Genomic DNA, 23,922 nt, shown 5'->3' with positions numbered 1-23,922 from the left:
GCTGATCACTGCTCGGTGCCTGTCGGCTCGTCGCCTGCGGTCTGCGGGCTGGCCGGCGCGATCTTGTCCATGGCGCCGGGGCTGCAGCGCACTGAGTGCACCCGCTGACCCACCGTCACCAGGCTGAGCACCGCCAACAGCCACATGGCGATGGGGAGGACCACGGGCATCGGGAAGAACGGCAGGTCGGAGAATCCGGCGCCGACCAGCACGATGATCAGCCGCTCGGGTCGTTCGATCAACCCGCCGCCGCCTTCGAGGCCACTGGCCTCGGCCCGGGCTTTGACGTAGGAGATCACCTGCGAAGTCACCAGGCAGATCATCGTGGCCACCGTCAACGACGAGCTGTGCATGCTGAACGTCACCCACCACAGCAACCCGCAGAAGATCGCGCCGTCGCTGATCCGGTCACAGGTGGCGTCGAGGACCGCCCCGAACCGCGTGCCGCCACCGCGTTCCCGCGCCATCGCGCCGTCGAGCATGTCGGCGAGCACGAAGACGAACACGGCCACCGAGCCCCACCACAGCTGACCGATCGGGAACATGATCAGTGCGGCCAGCACCGAACCGGCGGTGCCGATGATGGTCACCATGTCGGGGGTCAGCCCAACCTTCAACGCACCCTTGGCCACCGGCGTACTGAGCTTGGCGTACGCGGCGCGGGTCATCAGATAGAAGTCGCTCACGGCTGGCCGGCCCACTCGTCGGCGAGCAGCCTGCGGGTGTCGCGCAGCAGCTGCGGGATGACTTTGGTTTCACCGACGATCGTGATGAAGTTCGCGTCGCCCGACCAGCGCGGCACCACATGCATGTGCAGATGCTCGGCCAGCGAACCGCCCGCGGACCTGCCGAGGTTGAGCCCGACGTTGAACCCGTCCGGGCTCGACACCGACTTGATGACGCGAATCGCCTTCTGAGTGAAGGCCATCAGCTCGGCGCTCTCCCCCGTGGTGAGATCCTCCAGCTCCGACACCTGCCGGTACGGCACCACCATCAGGTGACCGGGGTTGTACGGGTAGAGGTTGAGCACCACGTAGACCTGCTCACCGCGGGCGACCACCAGGCCATCTTCGTCGGGCAGGGTCGGGATGTCGGTGAACGGGCGAGAGGGCTCGGATGAATTTTTCTGCGCGGGCACGTCCAGGATGTAACTCATCCGGTGCGGCGTCCACAGGCGCTGGAGCCGGTCCGGCTGCCCAATGCCCCGATCGATGATTGCGTCCGCGTCGTCAGCCACCATCGACCTTCACCAGTTCGGCTGTGGGCGCGGCATTCTCGCGGTCAGCGATCCACTTCAAGATCGTCGCGACCGCCTGATGCCTTGGCACTCCGTTGATCTGGGTGCGGTCACCGAAGCGGAAGCTCACCGCGCCCGCGTCCACGTCACGGTCGCCCGCGAGCAGCATGAACGGCACCCTCTGGTTCGTGTGGTTGACGATCTTCTTGGCCAGCCGGTCGTCGCTGGTGTCGACCTCGACCCGCACGCCGTGTGACTTCAGCTCGGCGGCAACGTCTTCCAGATACGCCACGTGCGCATCGGCGACGGGAATGCCGACCACCTGTACCGGCGCCAGCCACACCGGGAAGGCACCCGCGTAGTGCTCGGTGAGCACGCCGAAGAACCGCTCGATCGAACCGAACAGCGCGCGGTGGATCAACACCGGGCGCTGACGGGTTCCGTCGGCGGCGGTGTACTCCAGCTCGAAGCGGTCGGGCATGTTGAAGTCGAGCTGGATCGTCGACATCTGCCAGCTGCGGCCCAGTGCGTCCTTGACCTGGACGGAGATCTTGGGTCCGTAGAACGCCGCACCGCCGGGATCGGGCACCAGCTGCAGACCGGACGCTTCGGCGACCTCGCGCAGAGTTTCGGTGGCCTCTTCCCACATCTCATCGGAGCCGACGGACTTCTCCGGGTTCTTCGTCGAGAGCTCCAGATAGAAATCATTGAGGCCGTAATCGGCGAGCAGGTCGAGCACGAACTGCAGCAGCGAGGCGAGCTCGTCGCGCATCTGCTCGCGGGTGGTGTAGATGTGCGCGTCGTCCTGGGTCATGCCGCGCACCCGGGTCAGGCCGTGCACCACACCGGACTTCTCGTAGCGGTACACCGAGCCGAACTCGAAGAGCCGCAACGGAAGTTCTCGATAAGACCGTCCCCGCGACCGGTAGATCAGATGGTGCATCGGGCAGTTCATCGGCTTGAGGTAGTAATCCTGCCCCGGCTTGCGCAGCTTGCCGTCCGCATCGAACTCGGCGTCGATGTGCATCGGCGGGAACATGCCGTCGGCGTACCACTCAAGGTGCCCCGAGGTGATGTAGAGCTGCTCCTTGGTGATGTGCGGGGTGTTGACGAACTCGTAGCCGGCCTGCTGATGTTTGCGGCGCGAATAGTCCTCCAACTCACGCCGGATGACACCGCCCTTGGGGTGGAAAACCGGTAGGCCGGAACCCAATTCGTCAGGGAAGCTGAACAGGTCCAACTCGACGCCGAGCCTGCGGTGGTCGCGGCGCTGGGCCTCCTCGATCAGCTCGAGGTGCCGGTCAAGGGCCTCCTGCGACTCCCACGCGGTGCCGTAGATGCGTTGCAGGCTCGCGTTGTTCTGGTCACCGCGCCAGTACGCGGCCGAGCTTCGGGTGAGCTTGAATGCGGGAATGTCCTTGGTGGTGGGGATGTGCGGACCACGGCACAGGTCACCCCAAATACGTTCGCGGGTACGCGGATTGAGGTTGTCGTAGGCGGTCAGCTCATCACCGCCGACCTCCATGATGTCGGCGTCGCCGGACTTGTCGTCGACCAATTCGAGCTTGTAGGGCTCGCCGGCGAGTTCGTCGCGCGCTTGGTCTTTGGATTCGTAGACCCGCCGAGAGAACAGCTGACCGTCCTTGACGATCTTGCGCATCCGCTTCTCCAGCGCCTCGAGGTCATCGGGCGTGAACGCCTCGGGCACGTCGAAGTCGTAGTAGAAGCCGTCGGTGATCGGCGGGCCGATGCCGAGTTTGGCCTGCGGGAAAAGTTCCTGCACCGCCTGAGCCAGCACGTGGGCGGCCGAATGGCGGATCACGCTGCGGCCCTCGTCGGTGTCGGCGGCCACCGGGATGACCTCGGCGTCGGCGTCGGGCGTCCAGCTCAGATCGTGCAGCTTGTCCTCGCCGTCGCGCACGACGACGATCGCGCCGGGTTCACCGCGGCCCGGCAGTCCTGCGTCGCGCACCGCAGCGCCCGCGGTAGTCCCGGCAGGCACCCGGATCGGGGCTGCGGGGGCGGGGTGTGCGGGGGCGCTCATTGCTGGCCTCTTTCGGCTGATCTGACTACATCCGCGTCACCGGGCGGTGGCAAACCACCGCCGCACTCGCTCGCGGTCGGACGCGACCATGCTATCGGGGTGCTGGTCAGGCACCGAGGCCGATGGGGCTGTCCAATGCGGGATGGTCCAAGCCCAGCAGTCCTGCCGACCAGCCCACCGCACCGACCAGCCACAGCGTGGCCACCACCACCGCCGCGGTGAACACCGCGCCCAACGCCTGCACCACCCGGCCCTGGCTGCGGAACCACCCCATCGCGCTGTCGTAGCGGGAGCGGGTGAACGACAGGGTGCGGTGCGCCCAGTAGAACTCGGTGGCCAGGATCGCCAGCCCGAGGAACACGATCGCCCAGCCGGGGCCGGGGTACGGGATCGCGACGATTCCTACCAGCAGCACGCTCAGCCCGACGACACCCACCACGACCCGGTAGACGAAGTCGGCGACCGGGCGTTCCCGCAGCGTGTCCCGCCGACGTGCCCAACTGCGTAACCAGCGCTTCATGGTTGCCCCGGTTTGAGCGTCACGAACAGGCCCTCCCCGTCGGCGAGCACGTCATCGCCGTCGGAGAGTCGGATATCGACGAAGATCTTGCGGCCTTCGGAGCGCTGCACCCCGGCATCGACCTGAAGTTCCTTCTCGATGGGCACGATCTTGCGGTATTTGACGTGCAGGTAGGCGGTGCGCTGGTACGGGCCGCCGGTCACCAGGAACGACGTCTTGCCCAGCACCGAGTCGAAGAGATGGGCGATGAACCCGCCATGGACGGCGCCGTTGCGGCCCAGGTGATAGCGCCGAAACCGGACCCAGCCGCGCAGCCGGCCGTCCTCGCCTACCTCGGTCTCGTTGGGGACGGTCACGATGCTGCCGCGCATCGGGAGGTCCATCCGCCGACCCGAGGGGGTCGACCATTCGTCGGCGTCATAGGGCGTCAGCAGCGCCGACGCCTGCTCCAACAAGTCAGCCGCCCGGGTGATCACCGCGTCGGGGGCGTCGGCGGCGCGCGCACGATCCTGCAGATCGCGGACGGCTTCGACGAACCGGCCGTAGTCGGGGCCACCCTTGTTGGTCGGCTCCGGCGGGTTGAATCCCCCGCCCGGATGCAGCGCCGCCACGGCCTCACCGATTGCCGTCATGTCCTTTGCCACCTGGTTACCGTATGCCGCCGGGTGCCGGCGAGTTACCTCGACAGTACGTAAGAGGTGGCCTCGCCAGGTGGCATGGTGGACCCGTGAAGCTCAGCGATCTGGCCGGCCGCCCGTTGACCTATACCGAGGTCGGTGCGACGGCGGCGGACCTGCCAGCTGGCTATCACCATGTGCGGCTGTCCTCGCGGATCGGCAGCGGGCGACCCCGATTCGAGCAGGCGGCGAGTGCGGTGATGCGCTACGGAATGCTCCGCGGGGCCGGCCTGCGCGTCGCCGCGACCACCGAGGTGGCCGAGGTCGGCACCGACGTGCTGGGCCGGCTGGGGCCGTTCTCAGCGCCCTGCCGGGTGGTCTACGTGGTCGACGAACTCAATCACCGCGGCTTCGCGTACGGCAGTCTGCCCGGCCACGCCGTGGCGGGTGAGGAGATGTTCGGAGTGCGCTTCGAGCCTGCCGACGAATCCGTGCATGCCGAAGTGGTGGCGTTCTCCAAGCCCGCGACATGGTGGAGCCAGATCGGCGCGCCGGTCGCCTCGATGGTTCAGCGGGTGATCACCCGGCGCTACCTGTCGGTGGTGTGACGGCGGTGTTCCGCACCGCGACGTCGACTTGATACGACAGGATCGCCAGTCCGAACAGGCCGATCGACAGGGATATCAGAGCGGCGAATCCCTCGGTGGCGAAGTCGACCAGGGCGTTGAGAAAGGTGAAAGCCAGCGCGGCGTTGCGCAACAGGCGCAGCGGCCACACCTTGGTGGTGCGCTTCAGTGCGATCATCGCGGGCAGGGCCATTGCCAAGGTCAACCCGGCGGTGAGCAACAGGATGATCGTGGCGGGGCTCTTGCCGGCGAGATGGACTTTGACGTGCTCGTCCTCGTAGAAATTGTCGCCCAATGCCATACCCAGCGTGTGGAAGAACAAGCCGAAAACCGCACCGGCCACCAGCAGCCAGCCCACCCACGGCACCCACTTCGGGCTGCGGAACACGTTGGGGATCAAGCGCGGAGCCCATTCCCGAAGACGATAGAGCCGGTCGCTGGCACGGCCCGCAGACAGCAGTAAGGAGCGGACGTGTTCGACGTCGGCGGCGGACGCTCCCCCGGCACCGGCTTGCTCGACAAGTCGCAGGCCGATCTGGCGGCGATGATCGGCCAAACCACGAGCCATCCCGTCGGCGGCGATCGCTGCCGACGACGCCAGACATTCGCGCGCGCTGAGCGGACGGATGGCGCGCACGATGCGGGCGCCGATCAGGATCAGGCACACCAGGATGTACATGATCTCGGCGGCGGGACCATAGAAGTAGTCGTTGTCCTTCGTGACGAACTTTCCGACCTCGTCGAGGAACAATCCGAACCCGACACCGCCCAACGTCACGGCCACCAACCTGGCGCCGAAACCCAATGCCATCCAGCCGATCAGCAGCGCCAGCATCATCAGCGCACCGCCCCACAGTGCGTGCGCAATGTGGAGGTCACCGCCGCCGATCTGCGGATAGCCGGTGAGCTCCAGGTAGAGCCGGGTGAACAGGATCGTCGCGATCGCGATGATGACGAAGGCTTCGGCGGCCGCTGAGCCGACGGCGTTGCGCGTGATCAGTCCGCGCCGTGCCCTGATCTGGTTCATCGAATCTCCGCTCGCGCCGATGTTGAGCCACCGTCGTGGCGGGTATCGCTCCGGTATGTCGGTTGATGATGACCCAGAGCTGCGAGACGCAGCCACCCGGATCGCCGAGATCGCCGAACGCGCGGCCGAATTGCCCGGCGCCGACTACGCGAACGTCACGGTGACATCGGGCGACCGCGACATCCACATTCCCGCCGCAACGCATCCGTGGGCGGAGCGCATCGACGCAATCCAGCGCCGCCATCGCGAGGGCCCGTGTCTGTCCTCGGCGTGGCAGCAGCAGACCATTCACGTTCACGATCTGGCCTCGGAAACCCGCTGGCCGAAGTTTCGGGCCGAAGCGCTCGAGAGCACACCGGTGCGCAGCATCATGGGCTTCCAGCTCTTCGTCGACGGCAAGTCGTTGGGCGCGCTGAACGTGTTCGCAGAACTCCCGAACGCGTTCGACGAAGGTACGCGGCGGCTGGGTTCGCTATTCGCTGCTCACGTGGCGCTGGTGTGGGATGCGGCGCGACGGGACTCGCAGTTCCAGGCGGCGCTGGCCAGTCGCGACATCATCGGGCAGGCCAAGGGCATGATCATGGAGCGCTACACGATGGACGCCGGCCAGGCTTTCGACATGCTGCGCCAGTTGTCGCACGACGCCAATGTTGCGCTGGCGGAGGTGGCCGCCAAGATTGTCGATGCGGCGCAAGCGAATTTGCGTTGACACGGTTTCGCAACGTCGGGTGTGAAATGCACGGTTAGCGGCTATTGCAGGGGCGTGACCACCCTGGATTTCGACCGCGCCGTGATCGTGATTCCCGCGCACAATGAAGCGACGACGTTGCCGGGCTGCCTGGCCGCGGTCTTGACTGCCGCTGCGCGTGTCGATATCCCGACGTCGGTGATAGTGGTGCTGGACAGCTGCGACGACAGAAGTAGCGTCCTGGCTCACCGATTCGGCCCGGACGTGCACTTCGTGGAGATCGACGCCCAGAACGTGGGCAGGGCGCGCGCCGCCGGCTTTTCGTTCGCACGCACCCACGGCGGGGACGGTTCCACGGATTCGGGCGCGTGGTACGCGACCACCGACGCGGACAGCCGCGTCGACGCCAACTGGCTGGCCCGTCAGCTCAACGCGCACGCCGACATGGTGCTCGGCGTCGTCCGCATCAGCAACTGGCGACACATCCCGGCCGCCGCGGCCCGGCGCTACCTTCGCGCCTATCACGCCAAGATCCATCCGGAACGCGGTCGCCATGAGCACATCCACGGCGCGAACATGGGTTTCGCAGCCGACGCCTACTGGCACGTCGGCGGATTCGCAGAGCGGGCGAGCGGCGAGGACGTCGACCTGGTGCGCCGTTTTGAACTTGCCGGATACCGGATCCGCCGTGACACCCGGCTCTCGGTGGTCACGTCGGCTCGCCAGATCGGCCGCGCGCCATCGGGATTCGCGGCGCACCTGCGCACCGTCATGTCCAGGCCCGCAAAGGACACGGCATGACGGGCGCGCTCGTGCAACGCTGGGTGGACACCGGCGAATTGGATCTGCCACTGCCCGGCTCGGGCCGAACGTTGGTGCGCTGGCGCAAGCTTGCCGACCTGTGCGAAGTCGACGTGGTGGCGGGCCGACTCGCCGAGGCTCACGTCGACGCTGTCGCGATTCTGGCTGAGCTGGAGGGCCCGCAGGTGCGCCCGGGCCAGCTCTGGGGCGTGTGGGCGGCCGAGGCCCCCGACGCCGCCGTCGACGCCCGGCTCGACGGCGACGTGGTGTCGCTGAGGGGCACCAAAGCGTGGTGCTCGGGCGCCGGGTTGTGCTCGCACGCGCTGGTGACTGCCGGTACCGCGGCGGGGGCACGCGGCCTGTTTGCCGTGGATCTGCATGGGCCGGGTGTGCATGCGCTGCCGAGCAATTGGCGCAACGCGGGCATGGCCGACTCGGACACCCGGTCGGTGCAGTTCACCGGCGCGCCGGCCGTCCCGGTCGGCGGCCCGGGCGACTATCTGCGCCGGCCGGGTTTCTGGCATGGCGCGGCCGGAGTCGCCGCCTGCTGGTTGGGTGCCGCCCGAGCGGTGGCCGCACCGCTGTACCGGGCGGTGGGCAACGAGGCGGCACGCAGCAGTGACGACCCCCACGCCGCAGCCCATCTCGGCGCGGTCGACGCGGCACTCGCCGCGGCCAGCGCCCTGCTTGCCAGTACCGCCGGGCAGATCGACGACGACCCGCGCGACGATCGCGGCGAGGTGGCGGCCCGCCGCCTTCGGGCGGTGGTCGAAACAGCCGTCGATGCCGCGATCACTCGAACCGCCCGCGCCCTCGGCCCCGCCCCGCTGGCCCTCGATGCGGCGCACGCGCGCCGCGTCGCGGATCTGACCATGTACGTCAGGCAGAGTCACGCGGAGAAAGATCTTGCGGCACTGGGCAAGCTGGTGGCGCGATGACACCGGCCGCGGTGAGCAATGCCGCGCGGTTCGCCGATGTGCCGATCGCCGGCGGGGGTACGCCGACGCAGGAGTGGTTGGAGTGGGGATGCCGATTCCCGCCATTGCGTCTCGATGACTGCCCGGGTCTGGTTGTGGTGGCACCGCACCCCGATGACGAGATACTCGGCTTCGGCGGTGCGGCTTGTGCGATTTCTGCCCGCGGTATCGATGTGCACACGGTCGTCGCCACCGATGGCGGCGGCGCCTGGCCGGGCCTGTCGGAGCGGGAACAGGCGCGCCTCGAACGTTCCCGATGCCACGAGTCTCGTTGTGCGGCAGGCTTGCTGGGCCTACGGTGGCCGACTTTTCTCAGGCTCCCCGATGGCGGGCTGGCCGATCACGAATCCCGCCTGGCCGACATCCTGACCGACATGCTGGCCGCTCGCGTGGCCGGAACGTGGTGCGCGGCAACCTGGCGCGGCGACGGTCATCCCGACCATGAGGCGGTCGGTCGCGCCGCGGCGGTCGCCACCTCCCGCACCGGCGCGGTCTTGCTGGAGTATCCGGTCTGGATGTGGCACTGGGCCCGTCCCGGTGATACGGCCGTGCCGTGGCAGCGCGCAGAACGCGTGATGCTGGATCCCGTTGCAGCGGAACGCAAACAGCATGCCACAGAGGTGTTCCGCAGCCAGCTCGACCCCGAGGACGGTCGCGATCCGATAGTGCCGCCGCACGTCCTGTCGCGGCTTCAGAGCGTGGGCGAGGTGGTGTTCCGGTGACCCCTCGCCTACCCGACGGCTATTTCGACGCCCTGTATGAGGCGTCGGCAGATCCGTGGCAGCTCGGATCGCGTTGGTACGAACGCCGCAAGTACGCGATCACCACGGCACTGTTACCCGACGAGCGATACCGGCATGCCTTCGAGCCGGGCTGCTCAATCGGGGTCCTCACCGAACATTTGAGCGCTCGCTGCGATCACGTCACGGCCGTCGACATCGCCGAGCACGCCCTGGTAGAGGCCGATGCGCGGCTGCGCGGCTGCGGGCGCCGCGAAGCCGTGACACTGCTCAATAGCTCGTTCGATATGCCCTGGCCGGCAGACGATTTCGACTTGGTCGTGATCTCGGAGATCGCCTACTATTTCGACGCCCCGGCGCTTCGGGCGATACTGGATCGCGAGCTGGCACGCTTGCACTCTGACGTCACGGTGATCGCCGCGCACTGGCGACATCCGGTGGCCGACTATCCGCTGTCCGGCGACGCCGCCAATGCCGTCATCGCCGCCACGCCCGGCCTGCACCCGATCGGCGGATACCGCGACGACGACGTGGTCATCGAGGTGTTCGACACTCGGTCAGCAGAATCGGTCGCGACCCGCACGAGTGTGCCGGGCGCCTGATACCGGCATTCAGTGATTGCGGAGTTCGTCGAGCGAAGGTCCTCGTACATCTTCTCGTTCTTGATCGATGCGTTCGGCATGGTCAAAACCTTTTGTCCAGACGAATTTTCGTTCGAGGAGAATGCCCGCGGCCACACCCGCTAAACGTACGGTCCCCATTGACACAAGCAGACCCGGCGCCCCCTTGGGTTCGCCGGGTCTGCTAAACGCTGAGATATTAGTTCTGCTCGGCCTTTTCGCGGGCCTCGCTCACCTTCGCGGCGGCCCGAGCGCTCTCGGCTTCGGCTTCCTTCTGAGCGGCCTCACGCTGAGAATCGGCCTTGTCCTGCTGGGCCTGTCCCTCGCGCTGAAGATCATCGCGGCCAGTGACGGCGCCGATGACTTCCTTGGCCTTGCCCTTGACGCCCTCGACGACGCCCTTGATGGCTTCTTCCGGTCCGCTGTTGTGCTCGCCCATGTCTGGTTCCTCTCGGTGTGGCGCCACGCCCGTTGAACGTGAGGGGAAAGTCCCCGTCGGCCTGCTTCGGTCTTCCCGCCAAGGAGCAGGCGCAAACGACGTCACCGACCTTTAGCGGAGAAAAGCCCCTGTGTCATCGCCCACATGACGCCTCTAGCTGGGGTTTGTGTGAAGGCGGTTCAGCGCACATTGAGATTCGGCATCGGCGGCAGCCCGGGGATGCGCGGCGGTGGCGGCAGGCCCGGAATCAACGGCGCTCGCGTGGTGGCGGTCGTGGTGTCCCACTCCGTCGTGGTCGTCGTCGGCGTCGTCGTGGTGGTCGTGGGCGTGGTCGTCGTGGTGGTGGGCGTCGTTGTTGTTGTCGTGGTGGTCGTCGTCGTGGTCGTGGTGGTCGGCGGCGTGGTCGTCGTCGTTTCGACGGTGACGATCGTGGTCTGGGGGGCCGGCGCCTGCTCGGTGACGGTGCTGATGGGCGGGTTGGTCATCGTGACGGTTTCCGTCGGGGCCGGTGGTGGCGCCGCAGGGCTCTGCTCCACTGGGGTAACCGCGGTAACCGCGGTGGCCGGAGCCGGCTTCACTGTTTGGGTGCTCGGTGTGTCGGGGGTGCTGGCACCGGTGAGGGTATAGGCGAAGCCCCCGACCGCCACGGCAGCGACGGCCGCAGCCCCGCCGAGCAGCAGAGGCACGCTGCGGGTCAGACCCGATCCGCGTCGCGCGGGCGGGTCGCCGCCGAGGATGGACAGATCGTCCTCGGCGTTCTCGTATTCGCCGTAGCCGCTGTAGTCGTAATCGCCGTAGGCATACGACTGGTCTTGCGCAACAGGCTCATCGGGGGTTTCGTCGCTCGACCAGGCCAGCGCGGCGGCCATCGTCGCCGACTGCGGGCCGACATCGGCGATCAGCGCCGCCGGCGCCAGACCGGTCGGTGCGTCGGCCGCCAGTTGTCGTGCGGCGGCCAGGCCCGCACCCAGTGCCGCGTCGAGCTGCGGATGCGCCGACATCGTGACCGGCAGGTGCAGATGCGCCGAGAGCTGTTGGGCCGCATCTGGTATCGATTCCCCATCACCGATGGCGGCGACCGCGCTGATGTTGTCGCGGGTGATTCTGGCCTGGTTCAGCGTCTCGTCGATGAATGCCCCGAGCTCAGCGGGCAGCCCGGGACGGCGCGCGGTCTCACCGATCTGGCGGTAGTCGGCACCGCCGTCGGCCAGGGTCACCGAGGTGCCGCTGGCGCCGAAGTCGCACACCAGGATCACGCCGTGGCGCGGCAACCCCGGATCCTGCTGCAGCGAGCGCAGCGCAGCGGTCGCGTCGGAGACCAGCACCGGCGGCCCCGCGGCGCCTGCTAGCGCGGGCAGAGCCCACATCGCGTCGCGCAGCGCGTCGCGGCGGCCGGGCCCCCAGTGCGCTGGTACGGCCACGCCCGCCACCGACGCAAGGCTCGCACCGGCGGCATCGGCGAGCGCCGACAGTGCCAGGGCCAGCAGCTGCTCGGCGCGGTAGGCGATGCCATCGTCTCCGACCAGCGGCATTGGGTCGCCGACCCGGTCGACAAAGCCGGCCCACACCTGGTCACCGAGGGTCAGCTCGGCGGGACAGACGACCGGCGCAGCTCCGGCGCGCGCGGCGACCAGGCTGGTCGTGCCCACGGAGATACCCAGTGGTTCGGTCATTGGGCCATGATCGCCATGGCTCGCGAGGATGTCACTCAGGCGCGCCGACGGGGCGCCTGCCTATGACCTAACTGTGACTTTGCTTGGTGCTCATTGGGTTTGCCCGTGTCGATCCAGACCCGTGTCGATCCAGATACGAGCAGATCACGTCGACCAGGGCCGTCAGTTCCCGGCTGTTGCGCAACGGGCCCGCCATGACCAGTTGGGTGATCACCAGACCACGCATGGTGGCCCAGATCAGGTCACCGACGGCCGCGGCGTGCGGGCTGTCCAGACCCTCGGCGATGTCGCCGCTCAAATCGCTGATCGCCCTCTGCAATTCGACGAGATGACGGGTCCCCCGTTTGTCGCGCATGGCCCGCGTGCCGATGAGGATTTCCAGCGAGGCCCGTGACGTCGGGCTGGAGAACGCCGCCCAGGCGGCGTGGACCACCAATTCGACCCGCTTGCGCCGGGTTTGATGGCCCGACGGCGGCGGCAGGTTACGCAACGATTCGAGCAGCTCGGTGAAACCCCGGTCGACGACGGCCATCAACAGACTGTCGCGATCACCGAAGTGGTACTGCACCACGCCCCAGGTGACCCCAGCCCGTTCGGCGATGTGTTTGGCGCTGGCGGCGGCGAACCCCTCCTCGACCACACAGCGCACCGTCTCGTCGAGAACGGACTCCCGGGTCCGGTCAGCCCGCACCTGGCTGCCGCCGGGTGGGCGCCGGGGCGCGATTTTCGTCACCACATCACGCGGTCGGCGTGCGCAGTGGGCAGGTCCTTGACGGACAGCACGCCCGGCGGCGCGGCGCACACCGCGTCGATGGCGTTGACCGCGCGTGCAGCGGTGGAGATGACGCCCCCGTCGTTGTGGTCGACGCCGTCCAGTCCGAGGTGGGTGTTGATCTCCACTCCGGGGTTTCCGTGTACGACCACCCGGTGCACGCCGAGGCGGCCGTCCGGCGGGTAGGGCCAGTGCGGCGCGGTCACCGGGGTGAGCCGGTTGACGTGCTCCATGGTGATCACCGGCTGCCCGTCGCGGAGGCCCTCGACGGCGAAGCGGACGGCGGCCACGTGACCGGCCGCCACGCTCATCATCGTGCAGTCGATCGGCTCGGGCGTCACCCAGCTTTCGTGCCGCTCGCGCACCTCGTCGAGGGTGACCCCGAGTACCTCGGCCAGCGAGCGGACCTGCCCGCCCCACAGCGAGGACAGCACGCCTGGGGCGAACATGATCGGGGTGTGGTCCGGGGTGGCGCCGAAACCGAAACTGACGCCGGTGAATTCGGCGTCGTCGTAGCTGCCGTAGTCGCAGATCTCCGACACCGTGATCGCGGTGGCCCGCCCGGCCAGGGTCAGCGCGGTGTAGACCAGGCTGTCGCCGGAGTAGCCCGGGTCAACGCCGTTGATGTACAGCGAGGTGCCGCCGTCGGCGCAGGCCTGGGCAAGCGGTTCGCGAATCCATGCGTCGGCGTGGTCCGGGGCGACCAGCCACACCATCGACGTCCCGACGACGTTGGTGCCCGCGCGCAGGAAGCGGCAGATCTCCTCGATCGCCTGCTTCGGCCGCATCTCGGCCTGCGAGGTGTAGACCACGCAGTCGGCGCCCAGTTCCACCAGCGCGTCGATGTCGTTGGTGGCGATCACCCCGGTGGGCTCCGATAGCCCGCACACCTGCGCGGCGTCGCGGCCCACCTTGTCAGCCCCGTGGGCGTGTAGCCCCACGAGCTGCAGGTCGGGCCGCTCGATGATCATCGGCAGCGCATGCTTGCCGACGTTGCCGGTGGCGAACTGAATGACGCGCTTCACAGCAGATCCGTAATGGTCTTCAGACCCGCCTCGTACAGCACACCGGGCATCATGCCTCCGTCGATCTCGATGGTGGTTCCGTTGATGAAATCGGCTGTCCCACTGCATAAAAACACCACCGCACGGCCAACCTCGGCGGGCTCGCCGGCCCGCTGCATCGGCACGGCGTGGAAGTACTTCTCGCCGTTCGGGTCATCCTTGGGCAGCACGAACGACTTGAAGTTGTCGGTCATCGTCGGCCCCAGGGCCAGGCAGTTCACCCGCACCTTCGGCCCCCATTCCTCAGCCAGCGAGCGGGTCAGATGATTCAGGCCGGACTTGGCTGCGCCGTAGGACACCAGCGTCGGCGATCCGGCGGGATGGCCCGCGCCACTGGAGATGTTGACGATCGAGCCGATGCCGTCCTGCTCACGCATCTGGCGAAACACCCTGATGGCGAACCACATCGGGCTGATCAGGTTCATCTGGATGGCGAAGGCGTGGAACAACACCGTGCGCTCGTAGTCGTCGTCGGCCGCGGGCGCGCCCTGGATGCGGGAGACGAGCGCCGGGATGTCGTCGACATGCGGTGCGGGAACGGTGCCGCCTGCGTTGTTGACCAGGATGTCGATGCGGCCGTAATCGGCCACCACGGCGTCGACGAACGCGTCGATGGCCCGGTAGTCGCCCTGATCGCAGACCCGCTGCGACGAGCGGGCCAGCCACTCCGGGTTATCGGCGACGCCGGGGATGGCGTCCAATGGCCCTCGCGAGCAGCCGATCACCGTGGCTCCGGCCCGCAGCAGTTCGTGCGCGATACCGAGTCCCACGCCGCGACTGGTGCCGGTGACGACGGCGACCTTGCCGTCCAGCGGTAATGCCACTGTGAGCTACCTCTCCTGCGTCGAGATTTTCATTAAGCGCTCAATATGATTACATGCTCAATGTTATTGGGCAATGATTCGACGAAGGGCAGCGGAATGGGTTTGCGCGGAGAGGCCGCGATCGTCGGCTACACCGAACTCCCCTCCACCAAACGACCGACCGGACCACTGGAGTTCACCCTCGAACAATGGGCCCGGCTGGCGGCGGCCACGCTGGCCGACGCGGGGTTGTCGGCGTCTGATGTGGACGGCATCTGCACCACCCATGTGCAGGAATCGCAGATCTTCGTGCCCTCCACTGTCATCGAATATCTGGGCATCAAAGCCAATTTCGCCGAGATGGTCGACCTCGGCGGGGCCAGCGCAGTGGCGATGGTGTGGCGCGCGGCGGCGGCCATCGAGCTGGGCCTGTGCAACGCGGTGTTGTGCGTGATCCCCGCGACGCCGATGACCCCGGTCAGCGCGCAGAAGCCGCTGGATGTGAGCGAGCTGATGTACTTCGGAGCGTCGAGCAACCGGTATGGCTCCCCGCAGGCCGAATTCGAGATCCCGTACGGCAATCTCGGGCAGAACGGCCCCTACGGGCAGGTCGCGACCCTCTACGGCGCCACCTACGGCTACGACGAACGCACGATGGCCAAGATCAGCGTCGACCAGCGCGTCAACGCCAATCACACGCCGGGAGCGATCTTCCAGGACACCCCGATAACCGTCGACGACGTGGTCAACAGCCCGGTGATCGCCGCACCGCTGCATATGCTCGAGATCGTCATGCCGGTGATGGGCGGCGCGGCCGTCCTGGTCACCAATGCCGAGCTCGCCCGCCGCGGCAGCAATAGACCGGTGTGGGTCAAGGGATTTGGCGAGCGCGTGCCCTACAAGACACCCACCTACGCCCATGAGCTTTTGCAGACACCGATGATCAAGGCCGCTGCGTCGGCGTTTTCGATGGCGGGGCTGACCCCCGCCGACATGGACATGGTGTCGATCTATGACTGCTACACGATCACCGTGCTGCTCAGCCTCGAAGACGCGGGCTTCTGCGAGAAGGGCAAGGGCCTGCAGTTCATCGCCGAGCACGACCTGACGTTCCGCGGCGACTTCCCGATGAACACCGCAGGCGGACAGCTGGGCTACGGCCAGGCCGGCACCGCAGGCGGCATGCACCACATCTGCGATGCCACCCGCCAGATCATGGGCCGCTCGGGCGCTACCCAGGTGGCCGACTGCAACCGGGCGTTCGTCTCCGGCAACGGCGGCATCTTGAGTGAACAGACCACCCTCGTTCTGGAAGGCGATTAGTCATGGGCGATTTCGCCAAGCCGATGCCGATCCCGACGCCGACCACCCAGCCGTTCTGGGATGCGTTGGCCGAACATACGATTCGCATCCAGTATTCGCCGTCGGCGCAGCGCTACGTGTTCTATCCGCGGGTGCTGGCGCCCGGCACGCTGGCCGACGACCTGCAGTGGCGGGAGATCTCCGGGGCGGCATCGCTGTACACCTACACGGTGGCCTACCGGCCGACGGCGCCGCATTTCGCCGGGGACGTGCCGCAGCTGCTGGCGGTGGTGCAGTGGGACGAAGGGCCGAGATTCTCCACCGAGATCGTCAACGCCGAGCCGGCCGATCTGGAAGTCGGTATGCGACTGCAGCCGGTGTTCGTCGACTACCCCGATTCCGGTGTGACGATGCTGCGCTACGAACCGGCTTGAGCTAGCGGACGACTGAGTCGGCGTCGTCTCGCTGGACGGCGTGGAAGTGCTCGAAGCGCAGGCACACCGTGGTGCCCAGCGCGGAGGAATCGATCGTGAGGTCATCGGCCAAGGCGCGCATCAGCGGGATGCCACGACCGCGCGACCGGCTTTGGGTGGCCGGGGTGGATTCGCGCCAACGGCCCTGGTCGGCGATGGTGATGGTCAGGTTGCCGCCGTCCCGGACGGCTTCCACATCGATGGTGCCGGGGCCGCCGCTGTGCAGATAGGCGAACTCGGCTGTGTTGGCAAGCGCTTCGTTGACCGCAAGGACTACGTCGCTGAACCGAACCCTGTCGAGATCTCCGCGCGCACGAAGCCAGGTCGCGAACTCGTCACGAACCCTGGCTGCGTTGTGCGCATCAGCGACGACATCATTACGGATGAAACGGTCACCGTCAGCGCTGGGGCATTGGTAACTCGGTGTCGTCATGGCAAATCTCTTATACCCAACTTCCGAGTTTTACCCACCCAATGCGGCGCGCGCCTCTTCGAGAGTCTCGTAGAGGCCGATGATATCGGCCAAACCAACCAGTTTGAGGGGCCGGCTTGTGGCGGGCCCGCTGGCCACGACACCGAAGCCGATTTCGGCAGACGCTTTGTCACGGGCCGCGACCAGGACGCCCATCCCCGCCGAGGCGAGGAATTCGACATCTGACATGTCGACGATGATCGCGGTCGGGTTCTTGCTCAGCGAGGTAGTGATGCTGGTCTCCAATTGCGGAGACGTCAGCATGTCCACCACGCCAGCTACGGAGATGACGACCGTGCGCCCGAACCACTCCTCGCTGATCTCACAACCCGTGTTGGCAGCGGTCGTTGTTCCGGTGGCGGCAGTGCCTTGCTCGTCCAAGATTCACCTCTTTTGCGCGTACCTGACGGCACGCTCGCGAATACGTCGTCTCTGCGAGGCTGTCGTTCTGAACCTGGCAAGAACTTGATAGCAGGCCTGCGCCGGTCTTCTTACGGCGCGGGGTTCACGCCAACAAATATCCCGGCGAGACCACTAAAGGCTAACGTACACCGCCTTCAAATGTGGGATCGAGGGCTAACGCCAGCAGGCGTGCCGGTATCGCCCAAACCGACAAACGGGCGCCTTAGTGCCAGCAAATCGCACCTTTTCGTCGATCTCGCCGAGCACGCGCACGCGGTTCCTATGCTGAGGTGATGGCTAATTCTCCGACGCCGACGTTGCCGCCGGGACCTTCGTTGCCACCTGCGATTCAGGCCGTGCTGATGCTGCGCTACTGGCCGCGCTTCGTGTCGGCGTGCCGGCGGCGCTACGGCCGGACGTTCACGCTGCGGATCGCCCAGATGGGCACGCTGGTCTATCTCGACGACCCGGCCGACATCAAACAGGTGTTCGCCGGCGACCCCGCGATTTACCATGCCGGCGAAGCGAACTCGATGCTGTCCGGTTTGCTGGGTCCGGCATCGGTGCTGGTGGTCGACGACGAGGTGCACCGCGACCGGCGGCGTTTGATGCTGGAGCCCTTCCACCGCGACGCGGTGGCACGTCAGACCGCGGTGATGGCGCAGATCGCGGCGGCCAATATCGCCGACTGGCCGGTGGGCAGGCCGTTCGCGGTGGCACCGAAGATGTCACAGATCACCTTGGAGATCATCGTGCGCCTGGTCATCGGCGCGAGTGATCCCGCCCGGCTCGCTGCATTGCGCGAGGTGTTGCCCAAGCTGTTGAATCTGTCGGCGTTCCAACTGTTGGCGATCGGCATGCCGAGGCTGCAGCGGCGGCGGCCGTGGCGTGGGGTGCGCCGGCGCATCGAAGAGGCGGACCGTCTGCTGTATGCCGAGATCGCCGAGCGTCGTGCTGATCCGGAGCTGGCCTCTCGGACCGACGCGCTGGCCATGTTGGTGCGCGCCGCCGATCAGGACGGGCGCACGATGACCGACGCCGAGCTGCGCGACCAGTTGATGACGCTGCTGGTGGCCGGGCACGACACCACGGCCACGGGGTTGTCGTGGGCGCTGGAGCGGTTGACGCGACATCCCGCGGTGCTGGCCAAGGCGGTACAGGCCGCCGAGGCGGGCGACGCCGAGGGCGACGAGTACCTGGACGCGGTGGCCAAGGAGACGCTGCGCAACCGGCCGGTGGTGTTCGACGTGGGTCGGATCCTGAAGCAGCCGGTGGAGATTGCCGGGTATCTGCTGCCCGCCGGCGTGATGGTGGCGCCCGGGGTGGGTCTGGTGCATGCCGATGACCGGGTGTACCCCGATGCAGAGCGCTTCGATCCGGACCGGATGATCGGGGCGACGCTGAGCCCGACGACATGGCTGCCGTTCGGTGGCGGCGCGCGCCGGTGCCTGGGCGCGACGTTCGCGATGGCCGAGATGCGGGTGGTGCTGCGAGAAGTGTTGCGGAGAGCCGATTTAGTGACAACGACGGCGCGCGGCGAAGGGCAGCGGGTCAAGCATGTGATCCTCACACCGAAACGCGGTGCGCGGATTACCGTGTCGCGCCCGAAGATTCCGCAGCCGACAGCAGATGTTGCCGGCCCAAAGGTGCACCACGCCAATAAGAGCTGACTACGCCTGCGTTCGAAGTCCACAGGACCCGAAGAACCTGAAGCGAACGCGGAAAAGCACATCCACACCCCCGTGACGTGCGAAGATCCACGATATGAGCCTGGACCAGCCGGGACTGGAGCTGCTCGTCCGCGTGGGACTGGCCACTCTGCTCGGTGTCGCAATCGGACTGGAACGTCAGTGGCGGTCGCGGCTGGCCGGGTTGCAGACCATGGCGCTCGTCAGCATGGGCGCAGCGCTGTTCACGATCATGGGTGCCTACGCCTTTCCCGACCAGGGCGACCGTAACCGGGTCGCTGCCCAGATTGTCACGGGCATAGGCTTTTTGGGTGCCGGCGTGATCCTTAAGGCCGGTATGACGGTGATTGGTCTCAACACTGCTGCGACGCTGTGGGCGACGGCGGCGGTGGGTGCCCTCTGCGGCGTGTGGATGTGGCGCGAAGCGGTCATGGGCGCGGTGATAATCGTGGCGAGCAACGGGTTGCTCTATCCGCTGGCGAGGTGGATTGACCGCAAATCTCACAAGCCCGGCCATGAGGAGCTCGACTCTTGACGCGTAACGCGTCGCCAGATGGTGTCGCGAATTGACACCGCAGCGCCAACCCGAAGGGCAGTCAGGCCAAGGTCACCATCCCTCGGCCGGGCGTCACGCAGTGCACTTGACTGCCCATGAGGGCTGCGGTGTCACCCCGCCCGAGATGTACGCCACGAGCATCATCGCCGGCAACGCGGTCAATCCCGTCGAACGGGCAGGGTCGGCCCCTCTGCCATACCGGCAGCGAGCCCCGCGACTGGGCCTGCTCACCGCGATACTCTTCGCGCTCAGCCTGATCCTTGTCCTGCCGGCCGTATGGGTTGGCGTGCGGCATTGGCGGAATGACCCGTTGCCCTTTGCGGCGACCACACACATCCTCACCTGGTCGCTGCTCTTGACGGTCGGCGCAGCAGCGACCGCCCTCATCGTCCTTCTGACCGCCTTCCACGCCGCGGCCGCGATGCGGGTGCTGGCTCGCGATCGAAATATCCCTGATCCGTCGCGCAAACTCCGCCGGGTGGGCCGCCTACTACTGACTCCCCTCGGTCCCGGCGCTGTCCAGCGCATCACCAATGCGCCCGAGGTTCCGGACAGCGAGCTGCGCGACGCGGCCCAGACCTCGCTGCGCCTCACCGTGCTGGTGCCCGCATACAACGAGCAGCTGACCGTCGCGGCAACGATTGAGTCGCTGTGGGCGCAGACGCGGCCACCGGACAGGGTGGTCGTCGTCGCCGATAACTGCACCGATGACACCGCCACCGTCGCCCGAGAGCACGGGGCCGAGGTCCTCACCACCGTCGACAATTCGGATAAGAAAGCGGGCGCACTGAACCAGGCGCTGACAAGGATGTTCGAGGCCGACATCGATGTCGGGGACCTGGTGATGGTGATGGATGCCGACTCCGTTATCGTCCCCGAATTTCTGCAGACGGCGTTAGAGCATTTCGAGGCGGACGCCGACCTCATGGCTGTCGGCGGAGTCTTTTACGGCGAACAGGACAGGGGCCTCATCCAGCAGCTACAGCGCAACGAATACGTCCGGTACGCCCGCGAGATCGGCCGCCGCGGTGGCCGGGTATTCGTACTGAGCGGAACCGCGGGCGTATTCCGGGCCTACGCGCTCAAGGCAGTGGCCGACGCCCGGGGCACGCTGATCCCGGGTGTCGCCGGTCAGGTCTACGACACCGCGGCCATGACCGAGGACAACGAGCTGACCATCGCGCTGAAGTCACTCGGGGCCGAAATGCGCTCTCCGGTGCAGTGCCGGGTCACCACCGAATTGATGCCGTCGCTGCCTGCGCTCTGGAAACAACGGATGCGCTGGGAGCGCGGTGCCCTGGAGAACGTCGGCGCCTACGGCTTCACCCGCGCGACAGCGACCTATTGGTTCCAGCAGCTGGCGATCGGCTACGGCACGATCGCCCTGAATAGCTATCTGCTGCTCGCGGTCGTCATGTGGTCGGCAACGCGGACAATCTATTTCGACCCGATTTGGTCCGCGATCGGGCTCATCTTCGTCGTTGAGCGCGTGGTTACTGTCTGGGGCGCCGGATGGCGGGGTCGCCTTCTCGCGCTGCCACTGGTCATCGAGATCGGGTACGACCTGATCATCCAAGCCGTGTACGTCAAGTCGCTGTTCGACATCGTCATTGGTCGTAAGTCAGGGTGGAATTACGTCCAGCGAGAGGCGGAAACACCATGAGCCGCAGGATAAATACCCCCCGCCCACGTTCTGGTGGAGGGCGTCCCGGTGGCGGCCGTCCCGGTGGTGGACGCCCCGGTGGAGGACGCAGTGGTGGAGGACGAAGTGGTGGGGGGCGCCGTTTCTCCCAGATGAGTATGTCGACTGCCGCAGGAGCACCCACAGCTTTTGCCAGTTGGGCGGCGCCGATGATCGACTCGGTGTGGTTTCAGTTGTTTGTCGGGTTCGTCGTGATCAACACGCTGTTCTACGCGGTGTTGGCGGTATGGAACCTTGTGCCCCGACGGCGTGCATCGCGATAAGCGACCGGTCGGCTAATATCGCGGAATGCCACGGCCGTCGAACCCTCAGGTGCGGACCCGCCTGCTTGCCGCAGGCCTTGCGCTGGTGCATGCGCGTGGATTCGCGGCCAGCGGCGTCAAGGACATCACCGATGCGGCCGGGGTCCCAAAGGGATCGTTCTACGCGTACTTCCCCAGTAAGGAGGCGTTCGCGGCGGCCGTGCTCGAGCACTACTGGGCCGATATCGAGTCGCGACTCGTGCCGATCCTTGGCGCGTCCAGATTGGCACGGGAGCGCATCACTGACTTCTTCCACGCCCTGGCCGACGAACACGAGGCCGGCGATTTCCTGCTCGGCTGCCTGGTCGGCAATCTGTCGCTCGAGCTCAGCGGTTCGAGTGAACCAGTAAGAACCGAGCTCACAAGGATTCTCGACAGCTGGGGCGGCGCACTCACGGAGTGTGTGCAGGCCGGCCAGGGCGCCGGGGACATCCGCGCACACATCGGTGCGGCCGAGCTGGCATCGCTGCTGATCGAGGCTTGGGAAGGCGCAGCGCTCCGCGGAAAGGTGACGCGCAGCCGCACCCCATACGACCGATTCGAAGCCGTCACGATCCCGGCACTCCTGCACTGACGTGTGCGCTCGGGCACACCATCTCACAAACACTTGATTTATAGACGACCGGTCATTTATGTTCGGAGCATGCCCGATCACTCTCCCTACGCCGAGCCGCACAACCCCGCACTGCCGCCGTCCGGATTCGAGCTCGACCTCGAGCACGCGGCACTCGTCATCACCGATCCCCAGATCGACTTCCTCAGTCCCGACGGGGTCTCGTGGCCGGTCTTCGGTGCGAGCATCCGGGACAACGACACCGTCGCGCACATCGGCGAGCTGTTACGAGCCGCCAAATCGGCCGGAGTTGCCGTCGTGGTCTCGCCGCACTACTTCTACCCGACCGACAAGCAGTGGCGGTTCGGTGATCCGCTCGAACAATTCATGACTGCCGCAGGCATGTTCGCGCGCATGGGCGCCTATACGACCGACGGATTCGCCGGCTCCGGCGCCGACTTCCTGCCCGAATTCCAGGACTACCTCCACGACGGTCACACCGTGATCACCTCCCCGCACAAGATCGTCGGTCCGGAGTCGAATGATCTTGTGCTGCAATTGCGCAAGCGCGGTATCAACCAGGTCGTGCTCGCCGGAATGGCGGCCAATCTGTGTGTCGAGGGCCACCTGCGCGAGTTGGTCGAGCAGGGGTTCGAGGTAGCCGTCGTCAAGGACGCGACCGCCGGCCCGCGCTTACCCGAAGGCGACGGCTATCTGGCCGCCCTCGTGAACTTCCGATTTCTCGCCAGCGCCGTCTGGACCACGACCGAGGCGGTCGCGCTGCTCCAGCAAGAACCTTCCCAGGAAAGCGAAGCATCATGACATCGATCGAGAACCCACGCCAGCACCGGTTCGCCCTGAACAACGGCGCCGGACACATGCCCGCCCTCGGGTTCGGGACGTTGGTCTCAGATACCCGAGAAACGCGCGCTGCCACCATGTTCGCAGTCGAGCAGGGTTTCCGCCATCTCGACTGTGCCGAGCGGTACCGCAACGAAGACGAAGTCGGTCTGGCACTCAAGGACGTGTTCGCCGAGGGGACCGTCCGGCGTGGGGATCTGTTCGTGACCACGAAGCTGTGGAACAACAACCACCGTCCCGAACGGGTCGGGCCCGCCCTGCGCGCGAGCCTGAGCAGGCTGGGTCTCGACGAAGTGGATCTGTATCTGGTGCACACCCCGTTCGCGTTCAAGCCTGGTGACGATCAGGACCCTCGCGACCCGCAGGGAGCTGTCGTCTACGACGACGGCGTGACGTTGGCGGAAACCTGGGGTGCGATGGAAGAGCTTGTCGATCAAGGGCTTTGCCGAGCGATCGGCCTGTCCGATATCGACGCTGACGGCACCAGGAAGATCGTCGACACCGCCCGGATCAAGCCGGCCGTCGTCGAGGTCGAGTCGCACCCCTATCACCCGCAGTGGGACCTGCATGAATATTGCGCGACCGAAGGGATCGTGGTGCTGGCGTTCGCCCCGTTGGGGCATGCACTCGAGCCTCGGCTGCTCGATGATCCCCTCGTCGTCGACATCGCTCGGCGCTACGGGAAGACCCCCGCGCAAGTGCTGTTGGCATGGGGAATTCAGCGCGGCACAGCCGTTCTCACCTCGTCGGTGAATCCCGGACGCATCAGCGAGAACGTCGATGTCACCGCGCTTCCCGACAGCGCGATCGCTGAGATCAGTGAGCGTCTGCAGACCCGGCGCCGGTTCAATTCGGTTGTCGACGGCGGTGAGCCGGGCTTCGCCGAGGTGCCGCGCGGCAGCTGAACGATTGCCTGCACTGCGACCGGAGACGCAGCTAGGCTCGTGGATGTGGACGAACCCA

The 23,922-nt window shown here is 66.6% G+C and carries 26 protein-coding genes and 1 pseudogene; 14 read left to right on the top strand and 13 right to left on the bottom strand.

The genetic code is table 11. The features are described 5' to 3' along the window. Positions 1-5: 5 nt before the first annotated feature. The 5 genes from pgsA to SLQ31_RS12105 form a co-directional block, all read right to left on the bottom strand. Positions 6-686 carry a phosphatidylinositol phosphate synthase gene (gene pgsA, locus SLQ31_RS12125; RefSeq protein ID WP_319432563.1) on the bottom strand — a complete coding sequence of 227 codons (681 nt, stop codon included), beginning with the start codon at positions 684-686 and terminating at the stop codon, positions 6-8. Beyond that, positions 683-1,240: an HIT domain-containing protein gene (locus SLQ31_RS12120; protein ID WP_319432561.1), complete on the bottom strand. Its 558-nt coding sequence runs from the start codon at positions 1,238-1,240 to the stop codon at positions 683-685. The genes pgsA and SLQ31_RS12120 overlap by 4 nt, the downstream gene beginning before the upstream one ends. Further along, positions 1,230-3,281 carry a threonine--tRNA ligase gene (thrS, locus tag SLQ31_RS12115; protein ID WP_319432559.1) on the bottom strand — a complete coding sequence of 684 codons (2,052 nt, stop codon included), beginning with the start codon at positions 3,279-3,281 and terminating at the stop codon, positions 1,230-1,232. The genes SLQ31_RS12120 and thrS overlap by 11 nt, the downstream gene beginning before the upstream one ends. A gap of 106 nt (positions 3,282-3,387) precedes the next feature. After that, the gene (locus SLQ31_RS12110; protein ID WP_319432557.1) at positions 3,388-3,801 is read right to left on the bottom strand and encodes a TIGR02611 family protein; all 414 of its coding nucleotides are present in this window, start codon (positions 3,799-3,801) and stop codon (positions 3,388-3,390) included. Then, positions 3,798-4,433: a PaaI family thioesterase gene (locus tag SLQ31_RS12105; protein ID WP_319433069.1), complete on the bottom strand. Its 636-nt coding sequence runs from the start codon at positions 4,431-4,433 to the stop codon at positions 3,798-3,800. Before SLQ31_RS12105 ends, SLQ31_RS12110 begins: the two co-directional genes overlap by 4 nt. A gap of 95 nt (positions 4,434-4,528) precedes the next feature. Between SLQ31_RS12105 and SLQ31_RS12100 the strand changes: the two genes are divergently transcribed. Beyond that, positions 4,529-5,026: a DUF1990 domain-containing protein gene (locus tag SLQ31_RS12100; protein WP_319432555.1), complete on the top strand. Its 498-nt coding sequence runs from the start codon at positions 4,529-4,531 to the stop codon at positions 5,024-5,026. Here SLQ31_RS12100 and SLQ31_RS12095 read toward each other — a convergent pair. Continuing rightward, a complete protein-coding gene (locus SLQ31_RS12095) occupies positions 4,998-6,071 on the bottom strand; it encodes a hypothetical protein (protein ID WP_319432553.1) in 1,074 nt (357 codons plus the stop codon). The genes SLQ31_RS12100 and SLQ31_RS12095 overlap by 29 nt on opposite strands. Before the next feature lie 55 nt (positions 6,072-6,126). On the opposite strand from SLQ31_RS12095, the gene SLQ31_RS12090 reads away from it, so the two are divergent. From SLQ31_RS12090 to SLQ31_RS12070, 5 genes are read left to right on the top strand one after another with little or no spacing between them, the layout of a single operon-like run. Then, positions 6,127-6,780, top strand: coding sequence for a GAF and ANTAR domain-containing protein (locus tag SLQ31_RS12090; protein ID WP_319432551.1), 654 nt, complete (start codon positions 6,127-6,129; stop codon positions 6,778-6,780). 54 nt (positions 6,781-6,834) lie between these two features. After that, positions 6,835-7,560 carry a glycosyltransferase gene (locus SLQ31_RS12085; protein ID WP_319432549.1) on the top strand — a complete coding sequence of 242 codons (726 nt, stop codon included), beginning with the start codon at positions 6,835-6,837 and terminating at the stop codon, positions 7,558-7,560. Beyond that, positions 7,557-8,498, top strand: a complete 942-nt coding sequence (locus tag SLQ31_RS12080) for an acyl-CoA dehydrogenase (RefSeq protein WP_319432547.1) — start codon at positions 7,557-7,559, stop codon at positions 8,496-8,498. The genes SLQ31_RS12085 and SLQ31_RS12080 overlap by 4 nt, the downstream gene beginning before the upstream one ends. Then, positions 8,495-9,259: a PIG-L family deacetylase gene (locus SLQ31_RS12075; RefSeq protein ID WP_319432545.1), complete on the top strand. Its 765-nt coding sequence runs from the start codon at positions 8,495-8,497 to the stop codon at positions 9,257-9,259. The genes SLQ31_RS12080 and SLQ31_RS12075 overlap by 4 nt, the downstream gene beginning before the upstream one ends. Next, positions 9,256-9,879 (top strand): SAM-dependent methyltransferase, encoded by a 624-nt coding sequence (locus SLQ31_RS12070; RefSeq protein ID WP_319432543.1) that lies wholly within the window; start codon positions 9,256-9,258, stop codon positions 9,877-9,879. The genes SLQ31_RS12075 and SLQ31_RS12070 overlap by 4 nt, the downstream gene beginning before the upstream one ends. A 217-nt stretch (positions 9,880-10,096) precedes the next feature. Here SLQ31_RS12070 and SLQ31_RS12065 read toward each other — a convergent pair whose 3' ends face one another. From SLQ31_RS12065 to SLQ31_RS12045, 5 genes are all read right to left on the bottom strand, one after another. Next, positions 10,097-10,336 carry a CsbD family protein gene (locus SLQ31_RS12065; RefSeq protein WP_319432541.1) on the bottom strand — a complete coding sequence of 80 codons (240 nt, stop codon included), beginning with the start codon at positions 10,334-10,336 and terminating at the stop codon, positions 10,097-10,099. 179 nt (positions 10,337-10,515) lie between these two features. Further along, positions 10,516-12,009 carry a hypothetical protein gene (locus SLQ31_RS12060; RefSeq protein WP_319432539.1) on the bottom strand — a complete coding sequence of 498 codons (1,494 nt, stop codon included), beginning with the start codon at positions 12,007-12,009 and terminating at the stop codon, positions 10,516-10,518. 67 nt (positions 12,010-12,076) lie between these two features. Next, complete coding sequence (locus tag SLQ31_RS12055; RefSeq protein WP_319432537.1) at positions 12,077-12,742, bottom strand: TetR/AcrR family transcriptional regulator; 666 nt, start codon at positions 12,740-12,742, stop codon at positions 12,077-12,079. Next, a complete protein-coding gene (locus tag SLQ31_RS12050) occupies positions 12,739-13,806 on the bottom strand; it encodes a dihydrodipicolinate reductase (protein WP_319432535.1) in 1,068 nt (355 codons plus the stop codon). The genes SLQ31_RS12055 and SLQ31_RS12050 overlap by 4 nt, the downstream gene beginning before the upstream one ends. Next, positions 13,803-14,669 (bottom strand): SDR family NAD(P)-dependent oxidoreductase, encoded by an 867-nt coding sequence (locus SLQ31_RS12045; RefSeq protein WP_319432533.1) that lies wholly within the window; start codon positions 14,667-14,669, stop codon positions 13,803-13,805. Before SLQ31_RS12045 ends, SLQ31_RS12050 begins: the two co-directional genes overlap by 4 nt. Positions 14,670-14,765: 96 nt before the next feature. Between SLQ31_RS12045 and SLQ31_RS12040 the strand changes: the two genes are divergently transcribed. Both SLQ31_RS12040 and SLQ31_RS12035 read left to right on the top strand, forming a co-directional pair. After that, the gene (locus SLQ31_RS12040) at positions 14,766-15,971 is read left to right on the top strand and encodes a thiolase family protein (RefSeq protein WP_319432531.1); all 1,206 of its coding nucleotides are present in this window, start codon (positions 14,766-14,768) and stop codon (positions 15,969-15,971) included. Positions 15,972-15,973: 2 nt separating this feature from the next. Beyond that, positions 15,974-16,384 (top strand): Zn-ribbon domain-containing OB-fold protein, encoded by a 411-nt coding sequence (locus SLQ31_RS12035; protein ID WP_319432529.1) that lies wholly within the window; start codon positions 15,974-15,976, stop codon positions 16,382-16,384. Between the two features lies 1 nt (position 16,385). Here SLQ31_RS12035 and SLQ31_RS12030 read toward each other — a convergent pair whose 3' ends face one another. Together SLQ31_RS12030 and SLQ31_RS12025 are read right to left on the bottom strand one after the other, a co-directional pair. Further along, on the bottom strand, positions 16,386-16,856 hold the full coding sequence (locus SLQ31_RS12030) for an ATP-binding protein (RefSeq protein WP_319432527.1): 471 nt from the start codon (positions 16,854-16,856) through the stop codon (positions 16,386-16,388). 30 nt (positions 16,857-16,886) lie between these two features. Continuing rightward, a complete protein-coding gene (locus SLQ31_RS12025; RefSeq protein ID WP_319432525.1) occupies positions 16,887-17,276 on the bottom strand; it encodes an STAS domain-containing protein in 390 nt (129 codons plus the stop codon). A gap of 314 nt (positions 17,277-17,590) precedes the next feature. Here SLQ31_RS12025 and SLQ31_RS12020 point away from each other — a divergent pair, with 314 nt between their 5' ends. The 6 genes and pseudogenes from SLQ31_RS12020 (at position 17,591) to SLQ31_RS11995 (ending at position 23,864) form a co-directional block, all read left to right on the top strand. Beyond that, on the top strand, positions 17,591-18,967 hold the full coding sequence (locus tag SLQ31_RS12020; RefSeq protein ID WP_319432523.1) for a cytochrome P450: 1,377 nt from the start codon (positions 17,591-17,593) through the stop codon (positions 18,965-18,967). A 94-nt stretch (positions 18,968-19,061) separates the two neighbouring features. Then, positions 19,062-19,484: pseudogene (locus SLQ31_RS12015) on the top strand (MgtC/SapB family protein); the annotation flags it as partial. Between the two features lie 142 nt (positions 19,485-19,626). Then, positions 19,627-21,204 carry a glycosyltransferase gene (locus tag SLQ31_RS12010; RefSeq protein ID WP_319432521.1) on the top strand — a complete coding sequence of 526 codons (1,578 nt, stop codon included), beginning with the start codon at positions 19,627-19,629 and terminating at the stop codon, positions 21,202-21,204. A 327-nt stretch (positions 21,205-21,531) separates the two neighbouring features. Continuing rightward, on the top strand, positions 21,532-22,119 hold the full coding sequence (locus SLQ31_RS12005) for a TetR/AcrR family transcriptional regulator (protein ID WP_319432519.1): 588 nt from the start codon (positions 21,532-21,534) through the stop codon (positions 22,117-22,119). Between the two features lie 69 nt (positions 22,120-22,188). After that, entirely contained in the window at positions 22,189-22,920 is a 732-nt protein-coding gene (locus tag SLQ31_RS12000) for a cysteine hydrolase (protein ID WP_319432517.1), read from the top strand. Then, entirely contained in the window at positions 22,917-23,864 is a 948-nt protein-coding gene (locus SLQ31_RS11995; RefSeq protein ID WP_319432516.1) for an aldo/keto reductase, read from the top strand. The genes SLQ31_RS12000 and SLQ31_RS11995 overlap by 4 nt, the downstream gene beginning before the upstream one ends. Positions 23,865-23,922: the final 58 nt, after the last annotated feature.

This window comes from Mycobacterium sp. RTGN5, from assembly GCF_033804465.1.
Classification (GTDB): Bacteria; Actinomycetota; Actinomycetes; order Mycobacteriales; family Mycobacteriaceae; genus Mycobacterium.
Note: the sequence above shows the minus strand (reverse complement) of the source record. Positions and strands in the feature narration are given on the sequence as shown.